22 protein-coding genes and 3 tRNA genes are annotated in these 22,663 nt (G+C 65.8%); 14 read left to right on the top strand and 11 right to left on the bottom strand.

Translation table 11 applies throughout. The annotated features are described in order from the left end of the window. Positions 1-19: 19 nt before the first annotated feature. The 3 genes from yajC to queA all read right to left on the bottom strand — a co-directional run bounded on the left by yajC (position 20) and on the right by queA (position 2,615). Positions 20-349, bottom strand: coding sequence for a preprotein translocase subunit YajC (gene yajC / locus F627_RS0106825; RefSeq protein ID WP_018867385.1), 330 nt, complete (start codon positions 347-349; stop codon positions 20-22). A gap of 84 nt (positions 350-433) precedes the next feature. Further along, a complete protein-coding gene (tgt, locus tag F627_RS0106820) occupies positions 434-1,549 on the bottom strand; it encodes a tRNA guanosine(34) transglycosylase Tgt (RefSeq protein ID WP_019583635.1) in 1,116 nt (371 codons plus the stop codon). Beyond that, positions 1,539-2,615 (bottom strand): tRNA preQ1(34) S-adenosylmethionine ribosyltransferase-isomerase QueA, encoded by a 1,077-nt coding sequence (queA, locus tag F627_RS0106815; protein WP_019583634.1) that lies wholly within the window; start codon positions 2,613-2,615, stop codon positions 1,539-1,541. Before queA ends, tgt begins: the two co-directional genes overlap by 11 nt. A gap of 258 nt (positions 2,616-2,873) precedes the next feature. On the opposite strand from queA, the gene F627_RS0106810 reads away from it, so the two are divergent. The 6 genes from F627_RS0106810 (at position 2,874) to F627_RS0106785 (ending at position 5,249) form a co-directional block, all read left to right on the top strand. Continuing rightward, positions 2,874-2,960: transfer RNA gene (locus F627_RS0106810), tRNA-Leu, on the top strand. 58 nt (positions 2,961-3,018) lie between these two features. Next, positions 3,019-3,094: transfer RNA gene (locus F627_RS0106805), tRNA-Thr, on the top strand. Between the two features lie 206 nt (positions 3,095-3,300). After that, the gene (locus F627_RS0106800; protein ID WP_018867382.1) at positions 3,301-3,504 is read left to right on the top strand and encodes a DUF2892 domain-containing protein; all 204 of its coding nucleotides are present in this window, start codon (positions 3,301-3,303) and stop codon (positions 3,502-3,504) included. A gap of 123 nt (positions 3,505-3,627) precedes the next feature. Continuing rightward, on the top strand, positions 3,628-3,831 hold the full coding sequence (locus F627_RS0106795; protein ID WP_018867381.1) for a DUF2892 domain-containing protein: 204 nt from the start codon (positions 3,628-3,630) through the stop codon (positions 3,829-3,831). Between the two features lie 130 nt (positions 3,832-3,961). Then, the gene (locus tag F627_RS0106790) at positions 3,962-4,615 is read left to right on the top strand and encodes a phosphoribosyltransferase (RefSeq protein WP_026280539.1); all 654 of its coding nucleotides are present in this window, start codon (positions 3,962-3,964) and stop codon (positions 4,613-4,615) included. Beyond that, the gene (locus F627_RS0106785; RefSeq protein ID WP_026332048.1) at positions 4,602-5,249 is read left to right on the top strand and encodes a dienelactone hydrolase family protein; all 648 of its coding nucleotides are present in this window, start codon (positions 4,602-4,604) and stop codon (positions 5,247-5,249) included. Before F627_RS0106790 ends, F627_RS0106785 begins: the two co-directional genes overlap by 14 nt. Here the strand turns inward: F627_RS0106785 and F627_RS0106780 are convergent. Beyond that, positions 5,239-6,294, bottom strand: coding sequence for an NAD(P)-dependent alcohol dehydrogenase (locus F627_RS0106780; RefSeq protein ID WP_026332047.1), 1,056 nt, complete (start codon positions 6,292-6,294; stop codon positions 5,239-5,241). The genes F627_RS0106785 and F627_RS0106780 overlap by 11 nt on opposite strands. Before the next feature lie 165 nt (positions 6,295-6,459). Here F627_RS0106780 and F627_RS0106775 point away from each other — a divergent pair, with 165 nt between their 5' ends. Beyond that, complete coding sequence (locus F627_RS0106775; protein WP_019557975.1) at positions 6,460-7,230, top strand: hypothetical protein; 771 nt, start codon at positions 6,460-6,462, stop codon at positions 7,228-7,230. A gap of 194 nt (positions 7,231-7,424) precedes the next feature. Then, positions 7,425-7,925 carry a heme-binding protein gene (locus F627_RS0106770; RefSeq protein ID WP_018867376.1) on the top strand — a complete coding sequence of 167 codons (501 nt, stop codon included), beginning with the start codon at positions 7,425-7,427 and terminating at the stop codon, positions 7,923-7,925. Between the two features lie 66 nt (positions 7,926-7,991). Here F627_RS0106770 and F627_RS0106765 read toward each other — a convergent pair whose 3' ends face one another. Next, on the bottom strand, positions 7,992-8,624 hold the full coding sequence (locus F627_RS0106765; protein ID WP_018867375.1) for a MarC family protein: 633 nt from the start codon (positions 8,622-8,624) through the stop codon (positions 7,992-7,994). Between the two features lie 144 nt (positions 8,625-8,768). Here F627_RS0106765 and F627_RS0106760 point away from each other — a divergent pair, with 144 nt between their 5' ends. Together F627_RS0106760 and F627_RS0106755 are read left to right on the top strand one after the other, a co-directional pair. Further along, a complete protein-coding gene (locus tag F627_RS0106760) occupies positions 8,769-10,895 on the top strand; it encodes a TonB-dependent siderophore receptor (protein ID WP_019583631.1) in 2,127 nt (708 codons plus the stop codon). A 34-nt stretch (positions 10,896-10,929) separates the two neighbouring features. After that, complete coding sequence (locus F627_RS0106755; protein WP_019583630.1) at positions 10,930-12,009, top strand: lipoate--protein ligase; 1,080 nt, start codon at positions 10,930-10,932, stop codon at positions 12,007-12,009. A gap of 96 nt (positions 12,010-12,105) precedes the next feature. On the opposite strand, the gene F627_RS0106750 is transcribed toward F627_RS0106755, so the two are convergent. From F627_RS0106750 to F627_RS0106735, 4 genes are all read right to left on the bottom strand, one after another. Next, on the bottom strand, positions 12,106-12,459 hold the full coding sequence (locus F627_RS0106750; protein WP_018875353.1) for a metalloregulator ArsR/SmtB family transcription factor: 354 nt from the start codon (positions 12,457-12,459) through the stop codon (positions 12,106-12,108). Positions 12,460-12,638: 179 nt separating this feature from the next. Beyond that, positions 12,639-13,424 carry an ankyrin repeat domain-containing protein gene (locus tag F627_RS0106745; RefSeq protein WP_018875352.1) on the bottom strand — a complete coding sequence of 262 codons (786 nt, stop codon included), beginning with the start codon at positions 13,422-13,424 and terminating at the stop codon, positions 12,639-12,641. An 86-nt stretch (positions 13,425-13,510) separates the two neighbouring features. Further along, positions 13,511-14,569, bottom strand: coding sequence for a multicopper oxidase domain-containing protein (locus F627_RS0106740; protein WP_231366570.1), 1,059 nt, complete (start codon positions 14,567-14,569; stop codon positions 13,511-13,513). A 44-nt stretch (positions 14,570-14,613) separates the two neighbouring features. After that, the gene (locus tag F627_RS0106735) at positions 14,614-15,624 is read right to left on the bottom strand and encodes a multicopper oxidase domain-containing protein (RefSeq protein ID WP_018875350.1); all 1,011 of its coding nucleotides are present in this window, start codon (positions 15,622-15,624) and stop codon (positions 14,614-14,616) included. Positions 15,625-16,083: 459 nt separating this feature from the next. On the opposite strand from F627_RS0106735, the gene F627_RS0106730 reads away from it, so the two are divergent. Next, the gene (locus tag F627_RS0106730; RefSeq protein WP_019583629.1) at positions 16,084-18,039 is read left to right on the top strand and encodes a DEAD/DEAH box helicase; all 1,956 of its coding nucleotides are present in this window, start codon (positions 16,084-16,086) and stop codon (positions 18,037-18,039) included. A gap of 86 nt (positions 18,040-18,125) precedes the next feature. On the opposite strand, the gene F627_RS0106725 is transcribed toward F627_RS0106730, so the two are convergent. Both F627_RS0106725 and F627_RS0106720 read right to left on the bottom strand, forming a co-directional pair. Then, positions 18,126-18,644 carry a DUF302 domain-containing protein gene (locus F627_RS0106725; protein WP_018875348.1) on the bottom strand — a complete coding sequence of 173 codons (519 nt, stop codon included), beginning with the start codon at positions 18,642-18,644 and terminating at the stop codon, positions 18,126-18,128. A 159-nt stretch (positions 18,645-18,803) separates the two neighbouring features. Next, positions 18,804-19,424, bottom strand: coding sequence for a methyltransferase domain-containing protein (locus F627_RS0106720; protein ID WP_018867369.1), 621 nt, complete (start codon positions 19,422-19,424; stop codon positions 18,804-18,806). 72 nt (positions 19,425-19,496) lie between these two features. On the opposite strand from F627_RS0106720, the gene F627_RS0106715 reads away from it, so the two are divergent. From F627_RS0106715 to F627_RS0106705, 3 genes are all read left to right on the top strand, one after another. After that, on the top strand, positions 19,497-20,204 hold the full coding sequence (locus F627_RS0106715; RefSeq protein WP_019583628.1) for an MBL fold metallo-hydrolase: 708 nt from the start codon (positions 19,497-19,499) through the stop codon (positions 20,202-20,204). 81 nt (positions 20,205-20,285) lie between these two features. Continuing rightward, positions 20,286-20,362, top strand: a tRNA-Arg gene (locus tag F627_RS0106710). Between the two features lie 617 nt (positions 20,363-20,979). Beyond that, complete coding sequence (locus F627_RS0106705) at positions 20,980-22,662, top strand: NADH-quinone oxidoreductase subunit L (RefSeq protein ID WP_019583627.1); 1,683 nt, start codon at positions 20,980-20,982, stop codon at positions 22,660-22,662. The last annotated feature ends 1 nt before the right edge of the window (position 22,663 follow it).

Below are 22,663 nucleotides of genomic sequence, written 5' to 3'. Positions count from 1 at the left end.
AGACCCTGAAGGGCGGGGTTTAAAGGTCTTTGAGCGTGCCCTTGGGCATCACGGAGGCGACCGACTGCTTCTGCACGGCCACGTTTACGCCATCGGCGATATCAACCTTGATGAAGTCGTCGCTGACCTCGGTGATCTTGCCGGCCACACCGCCGTTGGTGACGATCTCGTCACCCTTGGACAGCGCCTCGACCATGTTGCGATGCTCCTTGGCGCGCTTGCTCTGCGGACGGATGATCAGGAAGTACATGATCGCGAAGAAAATAACGATCATGATCAGGAACTCGATCATGCCGCCGCCGGCGGCTCCGCCTTCCTGGGCATGCGCTGCAGAAATCAGAAAGTCCATCGAAACACTCCGTCTGTCGGTTCGGGTCGAGCCCCGCCCCGCCGCGAAAACCGCAGCCGGACGGCACGAAAAATAACGCGCGGATTATGGCACAGGCGGGACGGCCATGCCGCGCCGCGCATAGAAATCGGCGACGAACGCATCGAGCGTCCCCGCCGCGATTGCCTCGCGCATTCCGCGCATCAGGTCCTGGTAGTAATGCAGATTATGGGTGGTCGCCAGGCGCGAGCCGAGGATCTCGTTGCACTTGTCGAGATGCTTGAGATAGGCCCGCGAATAGTGACGACAGGTGTAGCAGCCACATTCCGGGTCAATCGGCCCGGTATCCTCGCGAAAACGGGCATTGCGTATGCGCAGCACGCCCTCGCGGGTGTACAGAAAACCGTTGCGCGCGTTGCGGGTGGGCATCACGCAGTCAAACATGTCCACGCCGCGACGCACTGCCTCGACGATATCCTCCGGGCGTCCCACGCCCATCAGGTAGCGTGGGCGATCCGGCGGCAACAGCGGCAGGGTCACGTCCAGGGTCTGCAGCCGCTCGTCCTCCGGCTCGCCCACCGACAATCCCCCGATCGCATAGCCGTCAAAGCCGATCGCCTGCAGGCCTTCCGCCGATTCCCGGCGCAGCTCCGGATACATCCCGCCCTGCACAATCCCGAACAGGGCCGCCGGGTTGTCGCCATGCGCCGCGCGCGAACGTGCCGCCCAACGCAGGGACAATTCCATGGACTGGCGCGCCTCGACCTCCGTGGCGGGGTACGGCGTGCACTCGTCGAAGATCATCACGATGTCCGAGCCCAGCTCGCGCTGCACCTGCATCGACGACTCCGGCGTCATCAGCACCTTCGAGCCATCCACCGGCGACTGGAAGCGCACGCCCTCCTCGCTGATCTTGCGCATCTCGGCGAGGGAAAACACCTGGAAGCCGCCGGAATCGGTCAGGATCGGTCCCTCCCAGTGCATGAAGTCGTGCAGATCGCCATGCGCCCGGATCACCTCCGTGCCCGGCCGCAGCATCAGGTGGAAGGTGTTGCCCAGGATGATCTCCGCCCCGAGCTCGCGCAGCTCCTCGGGGGTCATCGCCTTGACCGTGCCGTAGGTCCCCACCGGCATGAATGCGGGCGTCTCGACCGTCCCGCGCGGAAAATGCAGGCGGCCGCGCCGCGCCGGGCCATCGGCGGCCAGGTTTTCAAACTCCATCGGAGCCTCCGGTATCAGCGCTCAGGCTGGGCGGGAGGTCATCGGCCCGCCCCGGCGCCAGCCACAGCGCATCGCCGTAACTGAAGAACCGGTACCGCTGCGCGACCGCATGGGCGTAGGCATCCAGGATCCGGTGATAGCCCGCGAACGCAGCCACCAGCATCAGCAGCGTGCTCTGTGGCAGATGAAAATTGGTCACCATCCGGTCCACCACGCGGAACGTGTAGCCCGGCTGGATGAACAGCCGCGTCTCGCCCTGGAACGGCTCAAGCGCGCCCCCGGCCGCTGCGGTCTCCAGCGAGCGCACGCATGTCGTGCCCACTGCCACCACACGCCCGCCGCGGGCCTTGCACGCCGCCACGGCGGCGCAGGCCTCGGGCGAGACCTCCAGCCACTCCGCATGCATCTCGTGCGCGGCGGTGTCCTCCACCTTGACTGGCTGGAAGGTCCCGGCCCCCACATGCAGGGTCACCGTCGCCGTCTCCACCCCCGCCTCCCGCAGCCGCGCGAGCAGCGCGTCGTCAAAATGCAGCCCCGCGGTGGGGGCGGCGACCGCACCCTCGCGGCGGGCGAACACCGTCTGGTAGCGATCCGCGTCATGGGCCTCGTCAGCCCGCTCGATATACGGCGGCAGTGGCACATGGCCGTGCGTGCGCAACAGAGCCAGCACGTCCCCGGCCTCAACCAGAACCAGCCGGAAGAACGGCCCCTCGCGCCCGGTCACTTCAACGGTGAAGGCATCCGCGAGCCGCAGGCGGGTTCCCACCTTTGGCGCCCGGCTGGCCCGAACCATGGCCAGCACCTGCCCGGTCGATTCGATGCGTTCGACCAGCACCTCGACCTGGCCCCCGCTCTCCTTCTGCCCGAATACCCGCGCCGGTATCACTCGGGTGTCGTTCAGCACGAGCAGATCGCCCGGGCGCAGCAGGTTCTCGATCTCCGCAAACCCGGCATCCCGCGGGCGCTCGTCCTCCAGCACCAGCAGGCGCGACCCCACACGGTCCGGCAGCGGATACTGGGCAATCAGCTCCGGCGGGAGCTCGTAATCAAAGTCGGCAACACGCATGGCGCGCGATGCTACCACGCGCCACGCCAGCGCGGCGCGGCATGCCCCGGCCCGCGAAGCCCGTTTCTGCCACGGGAAACCTGCGCTACACTACGGTCGCGCTGAACAAAGTCGACCTGGCTTTTTCAGCGCGCGCAGCGCTGCAAACGCGTTTTGCAGCCTGCTTTGGAATCCACCCCCGTTGAGGGCGATTCCGACGGCACATCCGTGTGCCGCGGGGAGACGCCGACCCATCGGCATCTCTCCGGCACCCCACAAGCCGGGATGGCGGAACTGGTAGACGCGCCGGACTCAAAATCCGGTTCTGGCAACAGAGTGCGAGTTCGATTCTCGCTCCCGGCACCATCATTTTCTCGGGCCCTCCGCCAGGGCCCGCCCGGGGCGCACGACTCCCCGACACCAGGCCGGTGTAGCTCAGTTGGTAGAGCATCTGATTTGTAATCAGAGGGTCGCAGGTTCGACTCCTGTCGCCGGCTCCATTTTTCGGACTCCCCGGTTCTCGCTGAATACACAACCGCCACCGATGTCGGGCTGCCTTGACGGACCGCCTGCTGGGTGTAATCTCGAACTATCGGTTGTTGTCCAGCGCCCTCTCGCGGAATGATCGCGAACTCTACTTGGCGGAACAGTCTCCGGAAGGCCCATGGACAGAACCCCAAGGCTCCACACACAAGGAGGAGTCATCATGTCCACAGACCGTTTCTTCATGTTGTTCGCCGGGATCGTGGTCCTGGTCAGTGCCCTGCTCGCCTGGCTGGTCAGCCCCTGGTGGCTGCTGCTCGCGGCCTTTATCGGCGTCCACCTGATTCAGGCCGCGTTTACCGGCTTCTGCCCCCTGATCATGATCCTGAAGTCGATGGGGCTGAAGCCTGGCGAGATCTTCCGCTGAGTCCCTACAGGCCACTTTGGGCTCAACGTTCCCCGTAGGGTGCGACCGCCCCGCACCCCTTGTAATCACGGGCGACAGACTACATATTAGCGATTACTAATACGAAACCCGGAGGCATCATCCATGAGCATTGACCGCATCGTCCTCGCCTTTGCCGGCACCGTCGTGATCATCAGCGCCATCCTCGCCTGGCTCTTCACCCCGATGTGGCTGATCCTGACCCTGTTCGTTGGCTTCAACCTGCTGCAGTCCGCCTTCACCGGCTTCTGCCCGCTGGCGATGATCCTGAAGGCCATGGGCGTGAAGCCCGGGGAAGCCTTCAACTAAGCCCCTCGACCAGACCATCTCCTCGCGAGGCCCGGGCGCCATTGGCCCCGGGCCTTTCCTTTTGGCGTTCCCCGGTGCGCGATACGGTGGCCTACACTCACGGGAGTAACCCCCTGCGCGAGGTGCCCGCATGCGCTTCCGAGACCGCAATGAAGCCGGTGAGCGGCTCGCCCGCGCCCTGGACCGTTATCGAGGTCAGCCCGGGGTCGTCTATGCGTTGCCACGAGGCGGGGTGCCGCTGGGCGCTGCGGTCGCGAGGCATCTGGGCATGCCCCTGGACCTTTTGATCCCGCGCAAGATCGGTCACCCGTTCCACCCCGAGTACGCCATCTGTGCCGTACCGGAACACGGCGAACGGGTCTGCAATCCGCGCGAGGCGGAGCGCGTGGATCCCGACTGGCTGGAGCAGGCCGAGGCGCGCGAGCGCTCGGAGGCCCGGCGCCGGCGCGAGTTGTACTGCACGGCACCCGCGCCGGAGGTGACCGGCAAAATGGCCATCATCGTCGATGACGGGATCGCGACTGGCCTGACCATGCGGGCCGCGATCCGCGACGCCCGCCAGCGCCGGCCCCGCCAGCTCGTCGTGGCCATCCCCGTCGCGCCGGCGGAGACCGCCGCGCTGCTAGAAACCGAGGCAGACGAACTGGTCACCCTGGATATCCCAGAGTATTTCCGCGGGTCGGTCGGAGCTTATTACGAAGACTTCGAGCAGACCTCGGATGACGAAGTGATCGCCTTGCTCGCCTCGGTCCACCAGTCGCAACGCCCCGATGTCTCCCGCTGAGGACCGTAACGTAAGCCTCGTCTTGGATGGCGATCCCCACCAGGGCATCCTCGACCTGCCCGGGTCGCCCATTGGGCTGGTCATTTTCGCGCATGGCAGCGGCAGCAGCCGCCTGAGCCCCCGCAATCACCAGGTCGCCGGCACCCTGCAGGACAGCGGCCTGGCCACCCTGATGTTCGACCTCCTGACCGAGGAGGAGGACCGGACCTACGCCAATCGCTTCGACATCGAGCTGCTCGGCCGGCGGCTGGTGCAGGCCTGCCAATGGGCGACGGCACAGCCCACCCTGGCGGCCCTGCCGCTGGGACTGTTCGGCGCGAGCACCGGCGCGGCCGCTGCCTTGCGGGCCGCCGCGGCCGCGCCACAAGCGATCCGGGCGGTCGTCTCGCGCGGCGGCCGTCCGGACCTGGCGGGTAACGCCCTGGAACGGGTGGAAAGCCCCACGCTGCTGATCGTGGGCGGCCTCGACACCACCGTCATCCAGCTCAATCGCCAGGCGCAGGCGCTGATGCACGCCCGTTGCGATCTGGAGATCATCCCCAGCGCCACCCATCTGTTCGAGGAACCCGACACGCTGGAGCAGGCGGCAGACCTCGCGGCGGCCTGGTTCCGTCAGTGGCTCCCTACGGCGTGATCGCCACTTTCAGCACGCCGTCGCGCTGATGCGAAAACAGGTCGTAGGCGGCCTCGATATCGGCCAGCTTGTAGCGGTGCGTCACCATCGGCGTCAGGTCCACGCGCCCCGAAGCGACCACCTCCATCAGCCGCCGCATGCGCTCCTTCCCGCCGGGGCACAGCGTCATCACGATGGTGTGGTCGCCCAGTCCGGCCGCGATTGCGTCCAGCGGCATCGATAGCTTGCCCGAGTAAACCCCGAGACTGGATAGCGTCCCGCCCGGTTTCAGTATGCGCAGGCAGGCCTCGAAGGTTTCCTGCTGCCCCAGGGCCTCGATGGATACATCCACCCCGCGGCCCCCGGTCAGGTCCATGATCGCTTCGACCGGGTCCTGTTCGTGGAAGTTGATCGCCACATCCGCGCCCAGCTTGCGGGCGGTCTCCAGGCGTTCCGGAACGCCATCGACCACGATGATCCGGGTCGCGCCCATCAGCTTGGCGCCCGCCGTGGCACACAGGCCGATCGGGCCCTGCGCGAACACCGCCACCGTGTCGCCGATATGGATGTGCCCGCTCTCCGCACCGCCGAAACCCGTGCTCATGATGTCGGGGCACATCAGGACCTGCTCGTCACTGAGCCCGTCCGGCACCGGGGTCAGGTTGGCCTGGGCGTTGGGAATACGCACGTACTCCGCCTGGCAGCCATCGATCGTGTTCCCAAGCTGCCAGCCCCCCATGGCCTTGCCACCGCACTGACTGGAGATGCCTTCCTGACAGGAATGGCACTGCCCGCAGGGCGTAATGGCCCCCGCGATCACACGCTGGCCCACCTCGTAGCCGGTCACCGCGCTGCCCAGCTGTTCGATCACCCCGACGGGTTCGTGCCCGACGATGCGCCCGGCCTCCACGGGATACTCGCCCTTGAGGATATGGATATCGGTCCCGCAGATCGTGGTGGTCGTCACCCGCAGCAGGGCATCCGTCGGCCCGATCTCCGGGATGGGCCGATCCTGAATCTCGATCCGACCCGGCTCGACGAAAACCGCCGCCTTCATCGTACTCATGCTCGCCTCCACGGGTTGTGGCCGGTTGCTGCATCCGGTTTCATGCGCAACCTGTTTATCGAACATAGCAGGCCGTCCGCCTGGTCACTTGGGCCACGCCTTGCGATCGCGACCCGACGATCGCCTGCCGTACAATAAGGCTACATCCGCCGTTCAGGATCTCATGTGATCTCGCTCATCCCCCGCCTGTTTCAACGCGCGCCGGCCCTCGACCCGGAAAGCCGTGCCTGGATCCACGCGATCTCCGACTGGGCCGGGAACGAACCCCACCTGGGCCCGCTTCTGCGCAAAGCGCATCTGGTATTGCCCACGGCCGAGCACTTCCCCGGCCAGGCGGACAACCGGCAGGCGATGGCACAGCTGGTATTTGATCGCGTTCTGGAGCATGCCGGGCTCGCCGACGGCCCGTTTCGGCTCTCGCATCCCGGCAACCTGATGGACGCCCCGGTCCCGTGGGACGCCATGGGCACAGCCCGCGCCGCCCCGAACGGAACGACAGCCCAGAGCGCGGGAGTGGGTATCCCCTACGATCCGGAACTGGTCCCCCATTCCCAGGCCCTGATCGCCCACTTCGCACGCGAGATCGCCCTGCGTCTGCTCGCCACGGCGCGCCAGACCCCACCGGCCCTGGAAGGCAACGAGGCGCACATCGCGGAGCTTCTGGCCACCCGCATGGGCTTCGGCGTAATGCTGGCCAATACCGCCTTTCAGGTCCGCGTGAATCAGTGCGGTGCCTGCAAGGGCCCGTCTGCCGAACGTGAAGCCGCGCTGTCCCGCGATGATCTTGCCTATGCCCTGGGTCTGTTCTGCCGCGCTCAGGGGATACCGCCGGGACGCGCCCGCGCCCATCTGAATACCCCGCTTCGGCCCGCCCTGCGCCATGCCCTGCGCGACCTCGCCCGCCGTGATCGCGAAGTCGCCAGCGGCGCGGCCTGAGCCAGCTCGACGACCACTCGCGCCAGCGTTATTTGATGCGTTTTATAAAGAAAACACAGTAACTTACCGGCGAAACGGATCGTTTCTTCAAGCAGGCTGAGCAGCCGGTCCGCGCGCATCGTGGACCGCTTGAAGGGCACGACCGGGCGATCTAGTGATCAGGGTGCGAAACCCCGGCTCCCTGGAGGCCCGTAATGAAGACTCTGCGCTACGCTCTTGCCGCCCCCATCGCCCTCGTACTGGCTGCCGCGCCACTGCATGCCAGCGAGGGGACGTTCGATACCCCCACCCTGATCCCCGAACTCGCGGTCAAGGCCGCCGAGGCGGCGGTACAGGCCTGCCGTGATCGCGACACCCAGGTGACCGCGGCGGTGGTCGACCGCCACGGGACGCCCCAGGCGCTCAAGCGTGATCGCTTCGCCGGGCCACATACCGTGGACACCGCTATCAGCAAGGCCTGGACGGCCGTCAGCTTCCGCACCGACACCCTGGAACTGCGCGAAATGACCGATCCCGGCGCGGCCGGTTACGGGATCCAGCATCTGCCCCGGGTCAGCATCCTGGGCGGGGGCAAGCAGATCATGGCCGGGGGCCGCATTATCGGCGGCATCGGCATCTCCGGCGCGCCCAGCGGTCAGATCGACGATGAATGCGCGGCCGCCGGCATGGACGCGATCGCCGACGACCTGCTCTGATCTACGCGACGCGGGGGCCTTGCCGCCACAGGCGACAGGCCCCCGCTCGGGATCCCCTCGGTCCCTTCATGCCCCCAGCAAACCGCTGCGCTGCAGCCCGTCAAAGATAAACTGCATGGCCAGCGCGCTCAGCAGGACCCCCAGGATGCGCGTCAGCACATGCGCCCCGGTCACGCCCAGCCAGTGCTGCAGCCGCGAGGCCACCAGAAGGCACACCAACGCGAGGACCATCACGGCGACCAGCGCGCCCAGCACCACCGCCTGAGCGGCGGGATCGCCCTCGGCCCGGCTCATCATCAGAATGGCGGCTCCCATCGCGCCGGGGCCGGCCAGCAACGGCGTCGCCAGCGGGAAGATCGACAGGTCCTTGCGCGTCCGGGCCTCCTGCGTCTCCGCCGCCGTCGCCGATACGCCGCCGGAACTGCGGGCGAACACCATATCGATCCCGATCAGCAGCAGCAGGATGCCGCCTGCGGTATACAGCGCCGCCAGCGAAATGCCCAGAATCGAAAGCAGCGCCTCTCCGACCAGCGCGAACAGCAGGAGAATACCGCCGGCCACCAGCGCCCCGCGAATCGCCATAGCTCGCCGCTGGGCCGGGCTCATGCCCTGACTGAGCACGGCGAACACCACCGCCACATCCACCGGCCCGATGGTCACGAAGAACGTGGTCAGTGCGACGATTCCCAGTTCCAGCATGGCGGATCCCTCCTCTCGCGGCCCCTTCCGGGGGGCATGGCACAAACCTGAATGAGCCCGACACTTCGAGGTGTAAGTTGCCCTTCGTGTTTCACGAACCTACTTTAGCGCGCTCTGAAATACCGATTGGGGAGCCATCCAGCCATGAAACGTCGTGTTGTCGGTCAGCTGACGCTGGCCAGTCTGCTTGCGTCACCCGCCCTTGCCCACGCCCAGGACGCCGCGCACACTCTGGGCACCGTGTCGGTCACGGCGACGGGCTACGAGACGCTGATCGACGAGACCCCCGCCTCGGTCACCGTGATCGAGTCCAGCGAGATCCGCAACCGCGAGGCGCGCACCCTGGGCGATCTGCTGCGGGGCCAGCCGGGCATCGCCACCGCGGTGGACGGATCGGTGGGCTCCGATCCGATCATCCGCGGCCTCAAGCGCGACCAGGTCCTGGTGCTGGTGGACGGCGTACGCATCAACGCCATGCAGCCGCCGGCGCGTGGCTCACTGGCGTCCTACGTGAACGTGGACCTGATCGAACGCATCGAGATCGTGCGCGGTCCGGGCTCCGTACTCTATGGCGCCGGCGCCATGGGCGGCGTGATCAACATCATCACCCGCGGCGGCGACTTCACCGAGGAGCCCGAGACCCGTGGTTTCTCGCGCCTGGGTGTCACCTCGGTGGATGACGGCATCCGCGGCGCGGTCGGCGTAACCGTCTCCAACGACCGCAACGTGCTGGACCTGTCCACCGCGTATCTGAACACCGACGACTACAAGAACGGCGACGGCGACCGCCTGCGCGATTCCGGCACCGAACAGAACGCCTACCACCTGCGCTATCGCGGCAAGCTGGCGCCGGGCCACGAGGTCCAGTTCCGCGCCCAGCGCGACGAACGCAAGGACGTCTGGTACCTCGCCTCGCGCAACTTCAACGAGAACGATCCCAGCGGACTACCCGCTGGCGCGCCCCCTCTGGGACCCAACACCCACTACACCCCGCGCCAGACACGCGATCTCTTCGAACTCCGCTACGAGGGCGAACTGTCCGGCGCCTGGGCCCCGCGCGTCGAGGCCTCTGTCTATCGACACGAACTCACGCGGGGCAACTACGACTGGAACGCGCAACTGGGCCGCGACTACCGAACCTCGGATACCGACTTCACCACCGATGGCCTGCGCGTCCAGACCGAACTCGTCCCCACCGACGACCAGATCCTCCTGGTCGGTGCCGAGGCCTGGCGCCTTCGTGCAAGCCCCGTTTCGTTCATCGGCACCGAGGCCAACGGGTTCCGACCGGAAAATGCCGCGCCCACCCCGTTGGTCGAGAATGGAAGAATTGAATCCGCAGGGGTCTTCGTCCAGCACGAGACCTACCTTGACTGGGCGACCGTCAACCTTGGCGCCCGCTATGACGAGGTACGCGGCAGTGCCGACGCCGCAGCGAACGTGCCTGGGCCTCTGGACAAGACCGATCGCAACTTCAGCTGGTCGGCCGGGCTCACCTGGCACCTGGACGAGGCCTTCAACCCCTACTTCAGCCTATCCGAGGGCTACCGCTCCGCCAGCCTGCTCGAGCGCTACCTGACCTACCCCTACAGCGACGGCTTTACCTGGCAGAGCGACCCGCAGCTGGACCCAGAACGCAACCGCACCTTCGAGGTGGGCGCCCGCGGCCACATTGGCGCGACCTCGTACACTGTCGCGGCCTACGAGAGCCGGATCCGCGACTACATTGGTGGAAGCGTGGTTGCTCTTGATCCATTTCCGATCAAGCAAACCATCAACCTCGACGAGGCCCGCATCCATGGCGTCGAGGCGCTGGTGGAGCATGCCTTCAGCGACGCGATCACCGGCTACGCAAGCGGCACCTGGATCCGCGGCGAGAACCGCGACAGCCGCTTCGACGAACCGCTGACCCAGATGCCGCCGCCGGAGGCCAGCATCGGCCTGAGCCACACCGTGGCCCAGGGCTGGCAGTGGGATGCGCGTGTGCGCGCCGTAGCGCCTCAGAGCCGCACGGCGGACACGTTCACCGACGGAACCGAGCGCAGCACCTCCGGGTTCGCCACCGCCGACCTCGCCGTAGGCTACCGCTTCGGGCCGAGCGCGGGCTTTCGTTCCAACGAGATCACTTTCAGCGTGACCAACATCGCGAACAAGACCTACCGCGAGCATGTCAACGAAATGACCGAAGCCCGCCTGGACCCGGCCAACGGTGTCCAGGACATCTGGGCCCCGGGCCGCAGCTTCGGCCTCACCTGGAATGCAGAATTCTGAGCGACTGCCTCACGAACAAGACAAGGAAACCGCTATGCGTTTACGCGTAATCGACTTCGGCCAGCAGCCGGCCGTGCGCTCCCAGGCCGTCTACCACGGCATCGCCGAGGCCATGGGCAAGGACGACGACCCGGTGCTCACCCTGGTCAACCCGGACGATCCCTACGTCTGCGTGGGCCTGCACCAGGAGATCGCCCTGGAGGCGGACGAGGACTTCTGCAAGAAACAGAACCTGCCCATCATCCGCCGTCACGTTGGCGGTGGTGCGGTCTATCTGGACCACAACCAGATGTTCTTCCACTTCATCTATCCATCGTCAAAGGCGCCGCGGATCGTCTCGGACATCTACAAGAAGTTCATTGACCCGGTGATCAACACCTATCAGGACCTGGGCGTGAACGCGACCTTCCGTCCGGTGAACGACATCCACGTGGACGGCCGCAAGATCGGTGGCACGGGTGCCGCCAGCATTGGCAATGCCACCGTGATGGTCGGCAGCTTCATGTTCGACTTCGACACCGCCACCATGGCGCGCTGCCTCAAGGTGCCGTCGGAGAAGTTCCGCGACAAGCTGCGCGCCGGCATGGAGGACTACATCACCACGCTGTCCCGCGAACTCGGGGAGATGCCGGACCGCGAGACCGTGCGCGACGCCTTCCTGAAACGGGTGGCCAGCGATCTCGACGTCGAGGTCGAGATGAGCGAGCCCACCGCCGAGGAAACCGCCGCCATCGAGGAACAGATGGCCGAGCTCACGGACCCTGAATGGACCTACCGCAAGGGCCGCAAATTCGTGGAGATGGGCGTCAAGATCGCCGCGGGCACCCACCTGACCGAGGGGGCCCACAAGGCCGCCGGCGGCCTGATCCGGGCCCAGCTCATGGAGAAGGACGATCACATCGCGGATCTCCTGCTGTCCGGCGATTTCACGGTCTTCCCGGAAGACGGCATGGACCGCATCGCCGACGCCCTGCACGGCCAGCCGCTGGACCAGGAGGCCCTGCAAACCGCCGCGACCGCCTGCATGCAGGAGATCGGCCTGGATGCCCCGGGTATCGAACCCGGCGACATCGCCACCGCGATCCTGGCCTGCGTCCACCGCGAACCGCACTGATCACCTCCGCTCCACCGGAGGTGCAAACGAAAACGCCGGCGTCCTGCAAGGGGCGCCGGCCGTTTTGTCATGCCGCGTATCCCGGTGGTGCGCTGATCAAGCCGAGTCGAGGAACTCGGCACGGCTGGGCGCGGTAGCCAGCCGCGCCCGGTCCCCCGCATAGGGCTCCGCTCCCGCCGCCGCGCGTTCGGCAGCCTGCAGGGTCGCGCCCGCCCACTCCGGCAAATCGGACGCAATCCGGTAATAGATCCAGTTGCTCTCCCGCCGCGTCCGCACCACCTTGTGCTGACGCAAGGCCGCCAGGTGACGCGACACCTTCGGCTGGGACATCTCCAGAGAATGCGTCAGCTCGCACACACAAAGCTCCCCTTCCGCCTGCATCAGCAACAGCGAACGCAGCCGTGTCTCGTCCGCCAGCAGGTTGAACAAATCCGTTGGTTTAAGCGACATATCGAATCCAGCTAAATTCCTTTTGCGAACCGTATACCGGGCCCGCGATCGCGACAAGAAGCCCTCGTTTCCAGCAACTCAAAGACGCAGGCTAGGGGCAACGCCACGCGGGCGGGGGTTCAGAGCAGACGTCCCTTCGCTTGGCATCATTCCCGCACGGAACGAAAGCCCTGCCGCATTCAATGATGGTGATGGCCATGCCCCCCAGCGCCTCGGCTCTCGGCCGGCGTGTCCTTCTCCCCCTCGACCGAGGCCCCCGCCTCGACCAGAATCCCGAGCACGCGCCCATGGGAAGACACCGCCTCGGCGCGGCTCCGGTGATGATCATGGGGACCCTCATGCGGCGGATCATGGCGGACCTCATGCGTCCCGCGCCCATGATGGGCGTGGGCACCGCCTGGAGACGCATCCTCCCCCTCTTCTCCGGGCATGGCCTCGGCCAGCGCGTACATGTGCCGCGCAATCCCTTTCGGCGTAGTGCCATCGGCGCGCACGACATCCACATCCGCCCCTTGCTCCACCAGTGCCGCCACCATGTCCGCATATCCATACAGGACGGCGTAAGTCAGCGCGGTATTACCCCTCGGGCCCCTTGCATCCACGTCCAGAGCCGGCTCCTTCAGGAGCCGCCGGACCACGGCTGCATCACCGCCGTGCACGGCCTTCATCAGGACTGTTACCCCCTCGCGCTCGCGCGCGTTCACGTCCGCCCCCGCACGGATCAGCAGGTCCGTCAGCTCCGCATCGAGGCCGACCGCCACGAGCAATGGGGTCAGTTCCCAGGGCCGCTGGGCGCGATTCACATCGGCGCCGCCGTCAATCAGATCACGCACCCGTTCCGTGTCACCGCTGGCCACCGCCTGGTACAGGGCTTCCGCTCGCTTGTCGCTGTCATCGGCAAGGCCGGGGCCCGCCATACCCGAAAGGCAGACCGCCATGACCAGGCATTTGTAAAACTGTCGCATGGCTTCTCCAGAAAATGCCCCGGCGATCCCTCGATCGCCGGGGGCGGTATTACCAACCCGAGGCCCACGTTTCGTGGGCCCCTCCATCAGGAAATATTGAACCGCGTGCGGATCGACCCGATCGGCTTCAGCATGCCGTTCGCGGCCCGATAGTCGAAGAAATCGATATCGACCGGGAACGAGCCCGCCTGTTGCGGCTCGAAGATCAGGTCGTAACGTTCCGCGGAGGTCATGAGGATCTCCCCGCCCGCCGGGATGGTCTCGATCTGCGGCAGCGGCCGGCCATCCTCCGCGACCACCTGGATCGGGCCCAGTTCGGCCGGAAAACGCACTCGCTGCGGGACATAGCCCGCCATGATGTAGCGCAGCAGGACCCGGTCCACGCGACTTGCGTTGACCACCACAGAGGGATCGGTCTCGCTGAGATCCGCACCAATCCCGTTGATGCAGAAGATCTCCGGGTTGAAGTCATTCAACCCCGCGTCGCCCCCGCAGAGAGCGGAATCCCAGGGCAGGCAGTGCCAGTTCATGTCGATGTCGTCCACGGCCCAGATCGCCTCCACCGTGTAGCTTGGTCCACCCTCGTACACGGTGCCGGGACCGCTCGGGGGGTCGATGATCAGGGCACCGTACATCCCCATCTCGGCATGCAGAACGGTGTTGGTATGACAGTGGTAGAAGTAGGTACCCGCCTGCGACGCCCGCCACTGGTAGGTGTACTCCCCGAGTACATCGAACGAGTAGTGACCGACCCCGTCGTTGAAGGTATCGGGCTCGATGCCATGGTGGTGGACCGTGTGCGGCGCCATCATCGCCATCGCATTGAGGTGGGTGTGCACGATCTGCCCCTGGCGCACGCGCATCGGCGGGGACGGCATGGCACCGCCCATGCCGCCACCACCACCGCCCATGCCGCCACCACCCATACCACCATCCATGTTGAAGCCCCAGATAGGGACCTCGACACCATTGATGATCTGGCTGCCCTGCATGAAGGTGTTCAGGAAGAATTCCACATCGGGCGTGACGCGGTTCGGGGTATTCGGGGCGTCGATATGCAGGCCGCAATTGCCGGTGATACCGGCATCGCAGCCACCGCCCATACCGCCGCCACCCATGCCACCGCCGTCTCGATTTCTGCTCATGATCTTGTGCTCCGTTTCAATCCGTTGGTTGCGCCGAACTTGTATCAGGACAGGTCATCCACTTTCTGGGTCAGATCCGATTCCATCGACGGCGCCGCCCCCATCACGATCGGCGCATGTGCGCCGTGGGGATAAGAGCCCCCGCCCGCGGTCTGCGACATCTCGGAATGGCAGTGCATCGGGAAGTGCTGGATCTGATTGGCGGAGACCGGCGGATAGGCATCCGGCGGAGCCTTGAACGGATAGATCACGTCGCGCACGTCCAGCGGGAACATGGAAACAGCATCCTTGTTCTTGAACGGGGCACTGAAGCGCTCGTAGTTGATCGTCACCATTTCCACGTGGTTCCCGTGGAAGTGCGGGGCATGGACGATCCCGCCAGCGTTCAGCATTCGCACATAGGCCGCCTCGTCGTAGTGGCCCATCAACTCGGTGTTGTACTCGTGCGTGTTCTCGTACGCATGCCCGTTGATCGTGAAATAGCGCGGATCGAAGCTGTCCGGGTCGATGGAGCTGACCTGGTAATCCCCCAGGTTGCGGACCTGTTCGCCCCACGCCGGATCCACATTGCTGAACAGCCACTTGTACTGGCGCACGAACTGCGGTCCGCCAATGAACGGCCGATCCTTGATCCCCGCGGGCATCACCACCAGTGCCCCGTGCAGGCCCATGATCCGGTTGACGCCATTGTTCTGATCGTCGTAGTACAGGTACGTACCCGCCGGCGGCGCCGAGAACGAGAACGAGATGTTGTTCTGCGCACTGGCCTGATAACGAATATTGGTGGCCCCGACATGGAACACCACCGGCGTATGCAGCGTGTTCTGCAGATTGACCGTGATGGTGTCGCCCTCCTGGCACACCAGGGTCGGACCCGGCCAGGACATCGCCCCCGTGGCAGAAAAGCCGAAAATCCGCGCCGACGTACCATCGATCATGGTCACGTCGCCTCGCCGTGCCGTCAGATCAATGCTGAGCTCCTCGGCGTGCGCCCGGGGCGCCCAGGCCAGCAGGCCCATCGTGCCCGGAATCGCGAACCCGGCGGACAGCGCCATCCCGCCCTTCAAGAAATTTCTTCGATGCATGCGCGTGCTACCTCCGTGTTGAACAAGGGAGTGCGCAGAAGTCTTCCGTGATCGCGTTCCCGTGACGTCGCGACTCCCGCCGATCACGAAAGGCAGTCACCGGGCCGCATGTACCAACCTCGGTGTGGCGGCTACCGAACCGACATGGCACGGGAACCTCCCCGCCCCCTTCTGCGTCTACGTCTGGCGTTCCTGTATTTGTTCAGGAACTATTGGCCAAACAGCGGGCGAAGATAGAGAAAAACTCCGGTTTTACAACAAGGTTATTACCGAATATTTATATTGAATGCCTCTAATTCTTCGCTGGTCTGGCACAAAAAACCCCGAAGTTTTCGCTTGTTAGGGCTCCGATTCGTGTATGATGCCGGGTTGGCAGTTGCCATCCGATTTTCGCCGGGCCTTTGTTTCCGGCCTGTGTGAGTACCCCCAATGTCCGATTCCCCCTCCTTCTCCCAGCTCGGGCTTTCCGAGTCGCTGGTTCGTGCCCTGTCGAATATGGGCTTCACCACCCCGACCCCGGTTCAGGCCGCCTGTATCCCTGCATTGCTGGAAGGCCGCGACGTCCTGGGCGAAGCCCAGACCGGCACCGGCAAGACCGGCGCCTTCGGCCTGCCGCTGATCGACCTGATCGATGCCGGCGAGCGCGTGCCCCAGGCACTGGTGCTGGCCCCGACCCGCGAACTGGCCAATCAGGTCGCGGGCGCACTGACCGAATTCGCCGCCGGGTTCGATGGCATCGACGTGCTGCCCGTCTACGGCGGTCAGCCGATGGGCGAGCAGCTGCGCGCCCTGCGCAAGGGCCCGCAGATCGTGGTCGGCACCCCTGGCCGCGTGGTGGACCACATCAAGCGGGGCACGCTGAGCCTGGAGGCCCTGCGGGTCGTGGTACTGGACGAGGCCGACGAAATGCTGCGCATGGGCTTTGTCGAAGAGATCGAGTGGATCCTGGAGCAGACCCCGGAAGCGCGTCAGACGACCCTGTTCTCGGCCACCATGCCGGGCCCGATTCGTCGTATCGCACATCGCCATATGCGCGAGCCGGAAGAGATCAAGATTGGTGCCGGCAACGAGGCCGGCACCGACATCGACCAGAGCTACTGCCTGGTCGACGCCCGCCACAAGCTGGAGGCCCTGACTCGGTTGATGGAAACCGAGGACGACCTCGACGGCGCCGTGGTATTCGCCCGCACCAAGGCCTCCACGGTGGAGATCGCCGACGCCCTCGGCCTCGCCGGCATCAAGGCCTCGGCCCTGAACGGCGACATGGAACAGGGCGAACGGGAGCGCGTCGTCAGCGACCTGCGCGACGGCCGCCTGGACGTGATCGTTGCGACCGATGTCGCCGCCCGCGGCATCGATGTGCCGCGCATCAGCCACGTCTTCAACTTCGATGCCCCCGGCGATGCCGAGGTCTATGTGCACCGCATTGGCCGTACCGGCCGTGCCGGGCGCAAGGGCCGCGCGATCCTGTTCCTGGAGCCGCGCAAGCGCCGCATGCTCAAGGACATCGAACGCCTGACCGGCAAGCCGGTCCGCGAGCAGCCGCTTCCCGATCGCCAGGCCGTCCAGGCCCGTCGCGAGGCGCGTTTCGCGGAACAAGTCCAGGCCCTGCTGGGCAGTGAACAGGCCAGCGCGCACGACGCCCTGGTCGAGCGCCTGCTGGCCGACGGCACGGTATCCGAACGCGACCTGGCCCTGGCCCTGGTCGCCCTCGCCACCGCCGACAGCCCGCTGGATGCCAACGCCCGTCAGGGTACCGACCCGCTGCTGGCCGCCGCCCGCGCGCCCCATACCGACCGCGGCAACAGTCGTCGCGACGCGAAGCCCCGGGGCGAGCGCCCCTCACGCGGCAAGGATCGCGAGCCGGAAGCGGATATGGTGCGCTACTACATGCCCGTGGGCCGCAACAACGGTGTGGCACCGGGCGCCATCGTCGGCGCACTCGCCAATGAGGGCGGGCTGAACGGCCGCGACATCGGCCGCATCGGGCTGCGCGACGACCACAGCCATGTCGATCTGCCGGCCTCGCTGGACGAGGCTGCCATTCGCCGCCTGGGCAACATCCACGTCGCGAATCGCAAGCTGGAGCTGACCCGCCAGGCGCCCCGCCCCGGCCAGTCGGCCCACCAGGACGACGCACGGCCCGCCCCCGCGCGCAAGCCCGGCAAATCCCGCGATGAGCGGTCCGAGCCGGCGGCCCGGAAGTCGCGGCCCATGGGCAAGCCGGCACCCGCCAAGCGCGGCCCGGCCCCGGCCAACCGCAAGCGCCCGGCCTATGCGGCGCCGGGCAAACGCCCCGCCGGCAAGGGCACGGGGTCCCCGAAGGCCTCCGGTCCGCGCGCGGACGGCACGCTGATGATCAAGCGCAAGGTTGCGAACGGCTAACCCGCCCCAACCCGCGAAGACGCCCGCTGGATCAAGCCAGAAGCCCGCGACACCTCTGGGTGTCGCGGGCTTTTTCGTTTACAGCGTCAGAAATCGCCGGTACGGCCCGCCTCGACGATGCTGTAGATCGTGTCGCGGACCTCGCGCGCGGTCGCCTCGAGGTCCTCGGGCAAGTCCGTCGCGTGCAGCATCATGTCCATGTTGGTGGTCACGATCCAGCCCTGCCCCTCGTCGTCCTCCACCACCGCGATGCGGCAAGGCAGAAAGCTGGCGAAGATGATGTCGTGCTGCACCATCTGGTTGGCAATCAGCGCATCACAGAAGGCCAGGATGCGCATGTAGTTGCCCTCGCCCCCCATTGCCCGCACCTGCTCGGACAGCGGCAGATCCGCGACCTCCTGGAAATTGCGCAGGTTGGCCCGCAGCTTCATCGACTCGATAGCGTCATCAATGCTTACGCCATCCTCGATGCGCACCAGCTCCACGCTGTGTCGAACCATCTGCTGCAGGGTCTCGCGATCCAGCTCCTCCACATCGGTGGAATCCGACGCAGCCAGAGGCAACGGCAGCAGCATCAACAGCAACACCAGCATCCAGACTTTCATCGCGCTCTCCTGATTCGGGTGGACGGAAGGGTCCGCCGGCCGGGGCGGCATGTGAATCCTTCCTTACCGAAATCTAGATCATGCTGGCGCGCTTCACCCGCTCTCCCGCACTGGACGACGGGAGATACCCCGCGATCAAAGCAATCTGCCCCGACTGCACTAACGCCGGATCAGGCGGTGCAGAAGCTCGTACTTGCCGTTGGTGTGATCGGTGCGACCCGCCTCGTCACGCCAGTCCCAGCGATCCGCCGGAAACAGTTCCCGCATGGCCGGCAGCGCGCAATGGAAGGGCGGCCCACCCTCCCGGCCGGTCTGCATGAAGCACGCAAACAGCTCACCGCCCGGGCGCAACCAGGCGTGCAGCTGGCGTTCATAGGCCGGCCACTGAGCGGGCGGCAGGGCACACAGGGAGGTTTGCTCGTAAACCCCGTCTACCGGTGCCTCCGGCCGCCAGGACAGCATATCGGCCTGAACCACATCGGCTTCCAGGCCGGCATGGTCCAGATCGCTCCGCAGCTGTTCGACGGGCGTTGGCGCCACGTCCAGTCCAATCACGCGAAAGCCCCGTGCCGCCAGGGTCGGGACTTCGTGGCCAAACCCGCAGCCGGGCACCACGATACGGGCCCCCGGCTTCAGGGCGGTGCGTTGCAACCATTGCTCCAGCGAGGGGCTGGGCCCACCGCGATCCCAGCGGGTCGAGCCCGCCTGATAGCGGGCCTCCCAGTCCGCCTCCGCATCGACGGAAGCGGAATCGGCAGGGGAACTTTCGGAATTTGGCATCGGACTCCTTCTCGGCACAGGATAGGAACCCGATAGACCATACCAAAGCGCCAACGACTCACGGAGAGCCCGATGGACCGGAACCAACTGCCCTACCGCATCCACCGCCAGGAACTCGGCCCCATGGAGAACTTCGTCTACCTGATCGAGGATCGCGCCAGTCACCGCGGCGCCGTGGTCGACCCCGCCTGGGAGCCCGAGGCGATCATCCGTCAGGCACGGGAGAACGACGTCGAGATCTCCGACATCCTGCTGACTCACAGCCATCACGATCACATCAACGGCGTCGAGGCCATCCTGGAGCAATACCCGAATGCCCGGCTGCACCTGCTCAAGCCGGAGGCCGAATTTTGGGGCAAGCAACTGGAACGCCCGGAGCTGCACCACGGCGGCGATGCGATGCGCCTGGGCGATACCGAGATCCGCTTCCTGCATACGCCCGGCCACACGCCCGGCTCTGCCTGCTTTCACATGCCCGCGGGCGACGACCTCATCACCGGGGACACCCTGTTCGTCTTCGGCTGCGGTCGCTGCGACCTGGCCGGCGGCGACCCGGAACAGATGTTCCACACCCTGAACGGGCTGCGCGAAGGCCTGCCGGCCCATACCTGCATCCACCCGGGCCACAACTACGCCGACAAGGCCGAATCCACGCTGGAAGAACAGGACGCCGGGAACCCGTTCCTGCATTTCCACGACAAGGACGACTTCGTCCACTACCGCATGGTCGAGCACGACCGGGTGCGCAGCACGCCCTACCACCCCATCCCCCGGGGCTGAGACGGGCGTAATAACAAAGAATCCGTCCCGATGGCTTGCATCCCCCGGGACCAATCGCGATAATGCGCGCCTTCAGACGATGCGCCCGTAGCTCAGCTGGATAGAGTACCTGGCTACGAACCAGGTGGTCGGAGGTTCGAATCCTTCCGGGCGCGCCATATTCCTGAGAGAGGGCACCCGCATTCGGGTGCCCTTTTTCGTTCCCAGTCCCCAAAGGATTCGAACCTCCGTCAGACAATCCGGTTCGATCCCGAGCGCAGCGAGGTACGTGTCGGCCACCGGGCCGACACCCGGAAGGGCAAGACACACCGCGTAGCGACCATCCTTCCGGGCGCGCCATATTCCAAAGAAAGAGATCCGTGACTTACAGTCGCTGATCCCATTTTTGTTCTGGGTCAGGGCTCGTGCCACTTCTGTGGCAAACCTGAATCACGCCGTTTGGCCTACTCGTGCCCTTTGACTACCTGGCTTCGTGAGTCACTCCGTACCTCGTGCTCGTGGGAACCCTTTCGGTCGCGCCCCTACAGCCAGCCCTCAGGTGCGGCGCAACGCATCTCCTTCTATATTTTCCACGGGCCAGCTCCCGGGAATGCGCCGTTTGCGCAATCATGCCCTCGCCCCGTACTTTTGGCGTAGCAACCGGGTTTCGATGACGCCTCGGTAGTGCTCCCGGCGTTTTTCCAAGCTGGGCGCCGTGCAGGCCTCGGGCAGTACGCGATCGGAGGTGGACGACCCGCCACACGCGGGGCGTTACCCGAAAGAGCGGGGTGGGACGATGATGGAACTGCAGTGGCTGATCGCCCTGCTGCCCTTTCTGGCAGCACTGCTGGTGCACTTCCTGGCGGGCCGGCTGGGCCATCGGGTCGCGCGCCTGAGCGTGGGGATCAACGTCATCGTCGTGGGGATCGCCGGGTTCCAGCTGGCGCACTACATCGCCGGCGACACCGGACCGCATTGGATGGGCCTGGCCAGCGGCTGGGGCAGCCTGCAACTGGACCCGCTCAGCGCCATCATGGCGCTGGTCGTCGCCGCCATCAGCCTGGTGGTGCACGTCTACTCGATCCGCTACATGTTCGAGGAGCCCGGTTACGCCCGCTTTTTCATGCTGCTGGACCTGATGACCGGGTCCATCCTGCTGATGGTGATGGCCGGCGACCTGATCACCCTCCTGATCGCCTGGCACCTGATCGGGGTGGTCCTCTACTTCCTGCTCACGCACAACACCGAACCGCCCCGCGTGCAGCGCTATGCCTTCTGGACGTTCATCACCTACCGCCTGGGGGACCTGCCACTGGTTCTGGCCGCGGTGATGCTGTTCCAGACCTACGGCGTACTCGATCTCCCCACCCTCTTCGACCGCATCGCTGAAAGCCCTGACGCCCGCACCGTCATGGGACTGCCCGTCACCGGGACGGTGGCCTTCCTGGTAGCGCTGGCCGCCTTCGCGAAGTCGGCCCAGTTCCCGCTGCACACCTGGCTGCCCTACACCATGGAGGGGCCCACGCCCGTGTCGGCCCTGATGCATGCGGGGATCGTCAACGCCGGCGGCATCATCATCAACCGCTTCGCCCCGGTGTTCGTCCACAGTAGCGAGGTCCTCCATCTGCTCTTCATCGTGGGCCTGCTGACCGCCGTGATCGGCTCGCTGATGATGCTTTCGCAGAACGACATCAAGAAGTCGCTGGGCTACTCCACCATGGGGCAGATGGGCTTCATGGTGATGGAAACCGGTGCCGGCGCCTTCGCGCTGTCGATCTTTCATCTGATCGCCCACGGCCTGTTCAAGGGCACCCTGTTCCTCGGAGCCGGCAACGTGATCGGGGCCGCGCGTCGCCATGACGGGGTTCCCAATGAGCCCCTCTACGACTTCCTCGTGGAGCGCAAATCGGCCCCCGCACGCGTGCCCTGGTTCATCATCGGGGCGGTCACGCTGATCGTGCCGCTGGTGATCCTGGTCGGCGCACATGCCTGGGTTGCGGAGCGCTTCTTCCAGCAACAGGGCGCGATCGTGCTGCTGTTCTTCGGCTGGATCACCGGGGTCCAGGTGCTCTTCACCGCCCAGCGGCTCGATACCGAGAATCCGCTGCGCATGATGGCCCTGATCATCCTGTCCTTCGCCGTGATCGTGATCGGCTACGTGCTCGTGGGCCACAGCTTCGAGGCCTTCCTCTACCCGGATGCCGCATTCCGTGACGCACTCTACTCGTCGGCGGGTATCGACAAGCTCACCTTCGATGTCCTGGTCGTCCTGCTGGCCGTGGTGTTCGTCCTCGGCTGGATCGGGGCCTACCTGAGCCGGACGCGCCAGCGCCCGATGGACAAGCTGCCGGCCGGCGCACGGCTGATGCTGTACTCGCTTCTGTCGCGCGAGCTTTATGTAGCCGACGTCCACGAACGTGTCACGGACCGGCTGCTGGCCCTGTCCAGACGCCTCAATATCTGGCTGAGGTGGCGCTGAC

It is taken from the genome of Thioalkalivibrio sp. ALE16 (assembly GCF_000381305.1).
In the GTDB taxonomy this organism is placed as follows: domain Bacteria; phylum Pseudomonadota; class Gammaproteobacteria; order Ectothiorhodospirales; family Ectothiorhodospiraceae; genus Thioalkalivibrio.
Note: the sequence above shows the minus strand (reverse complement) of the source record. Positions and strands in the feature narration are given on the sequence as shown.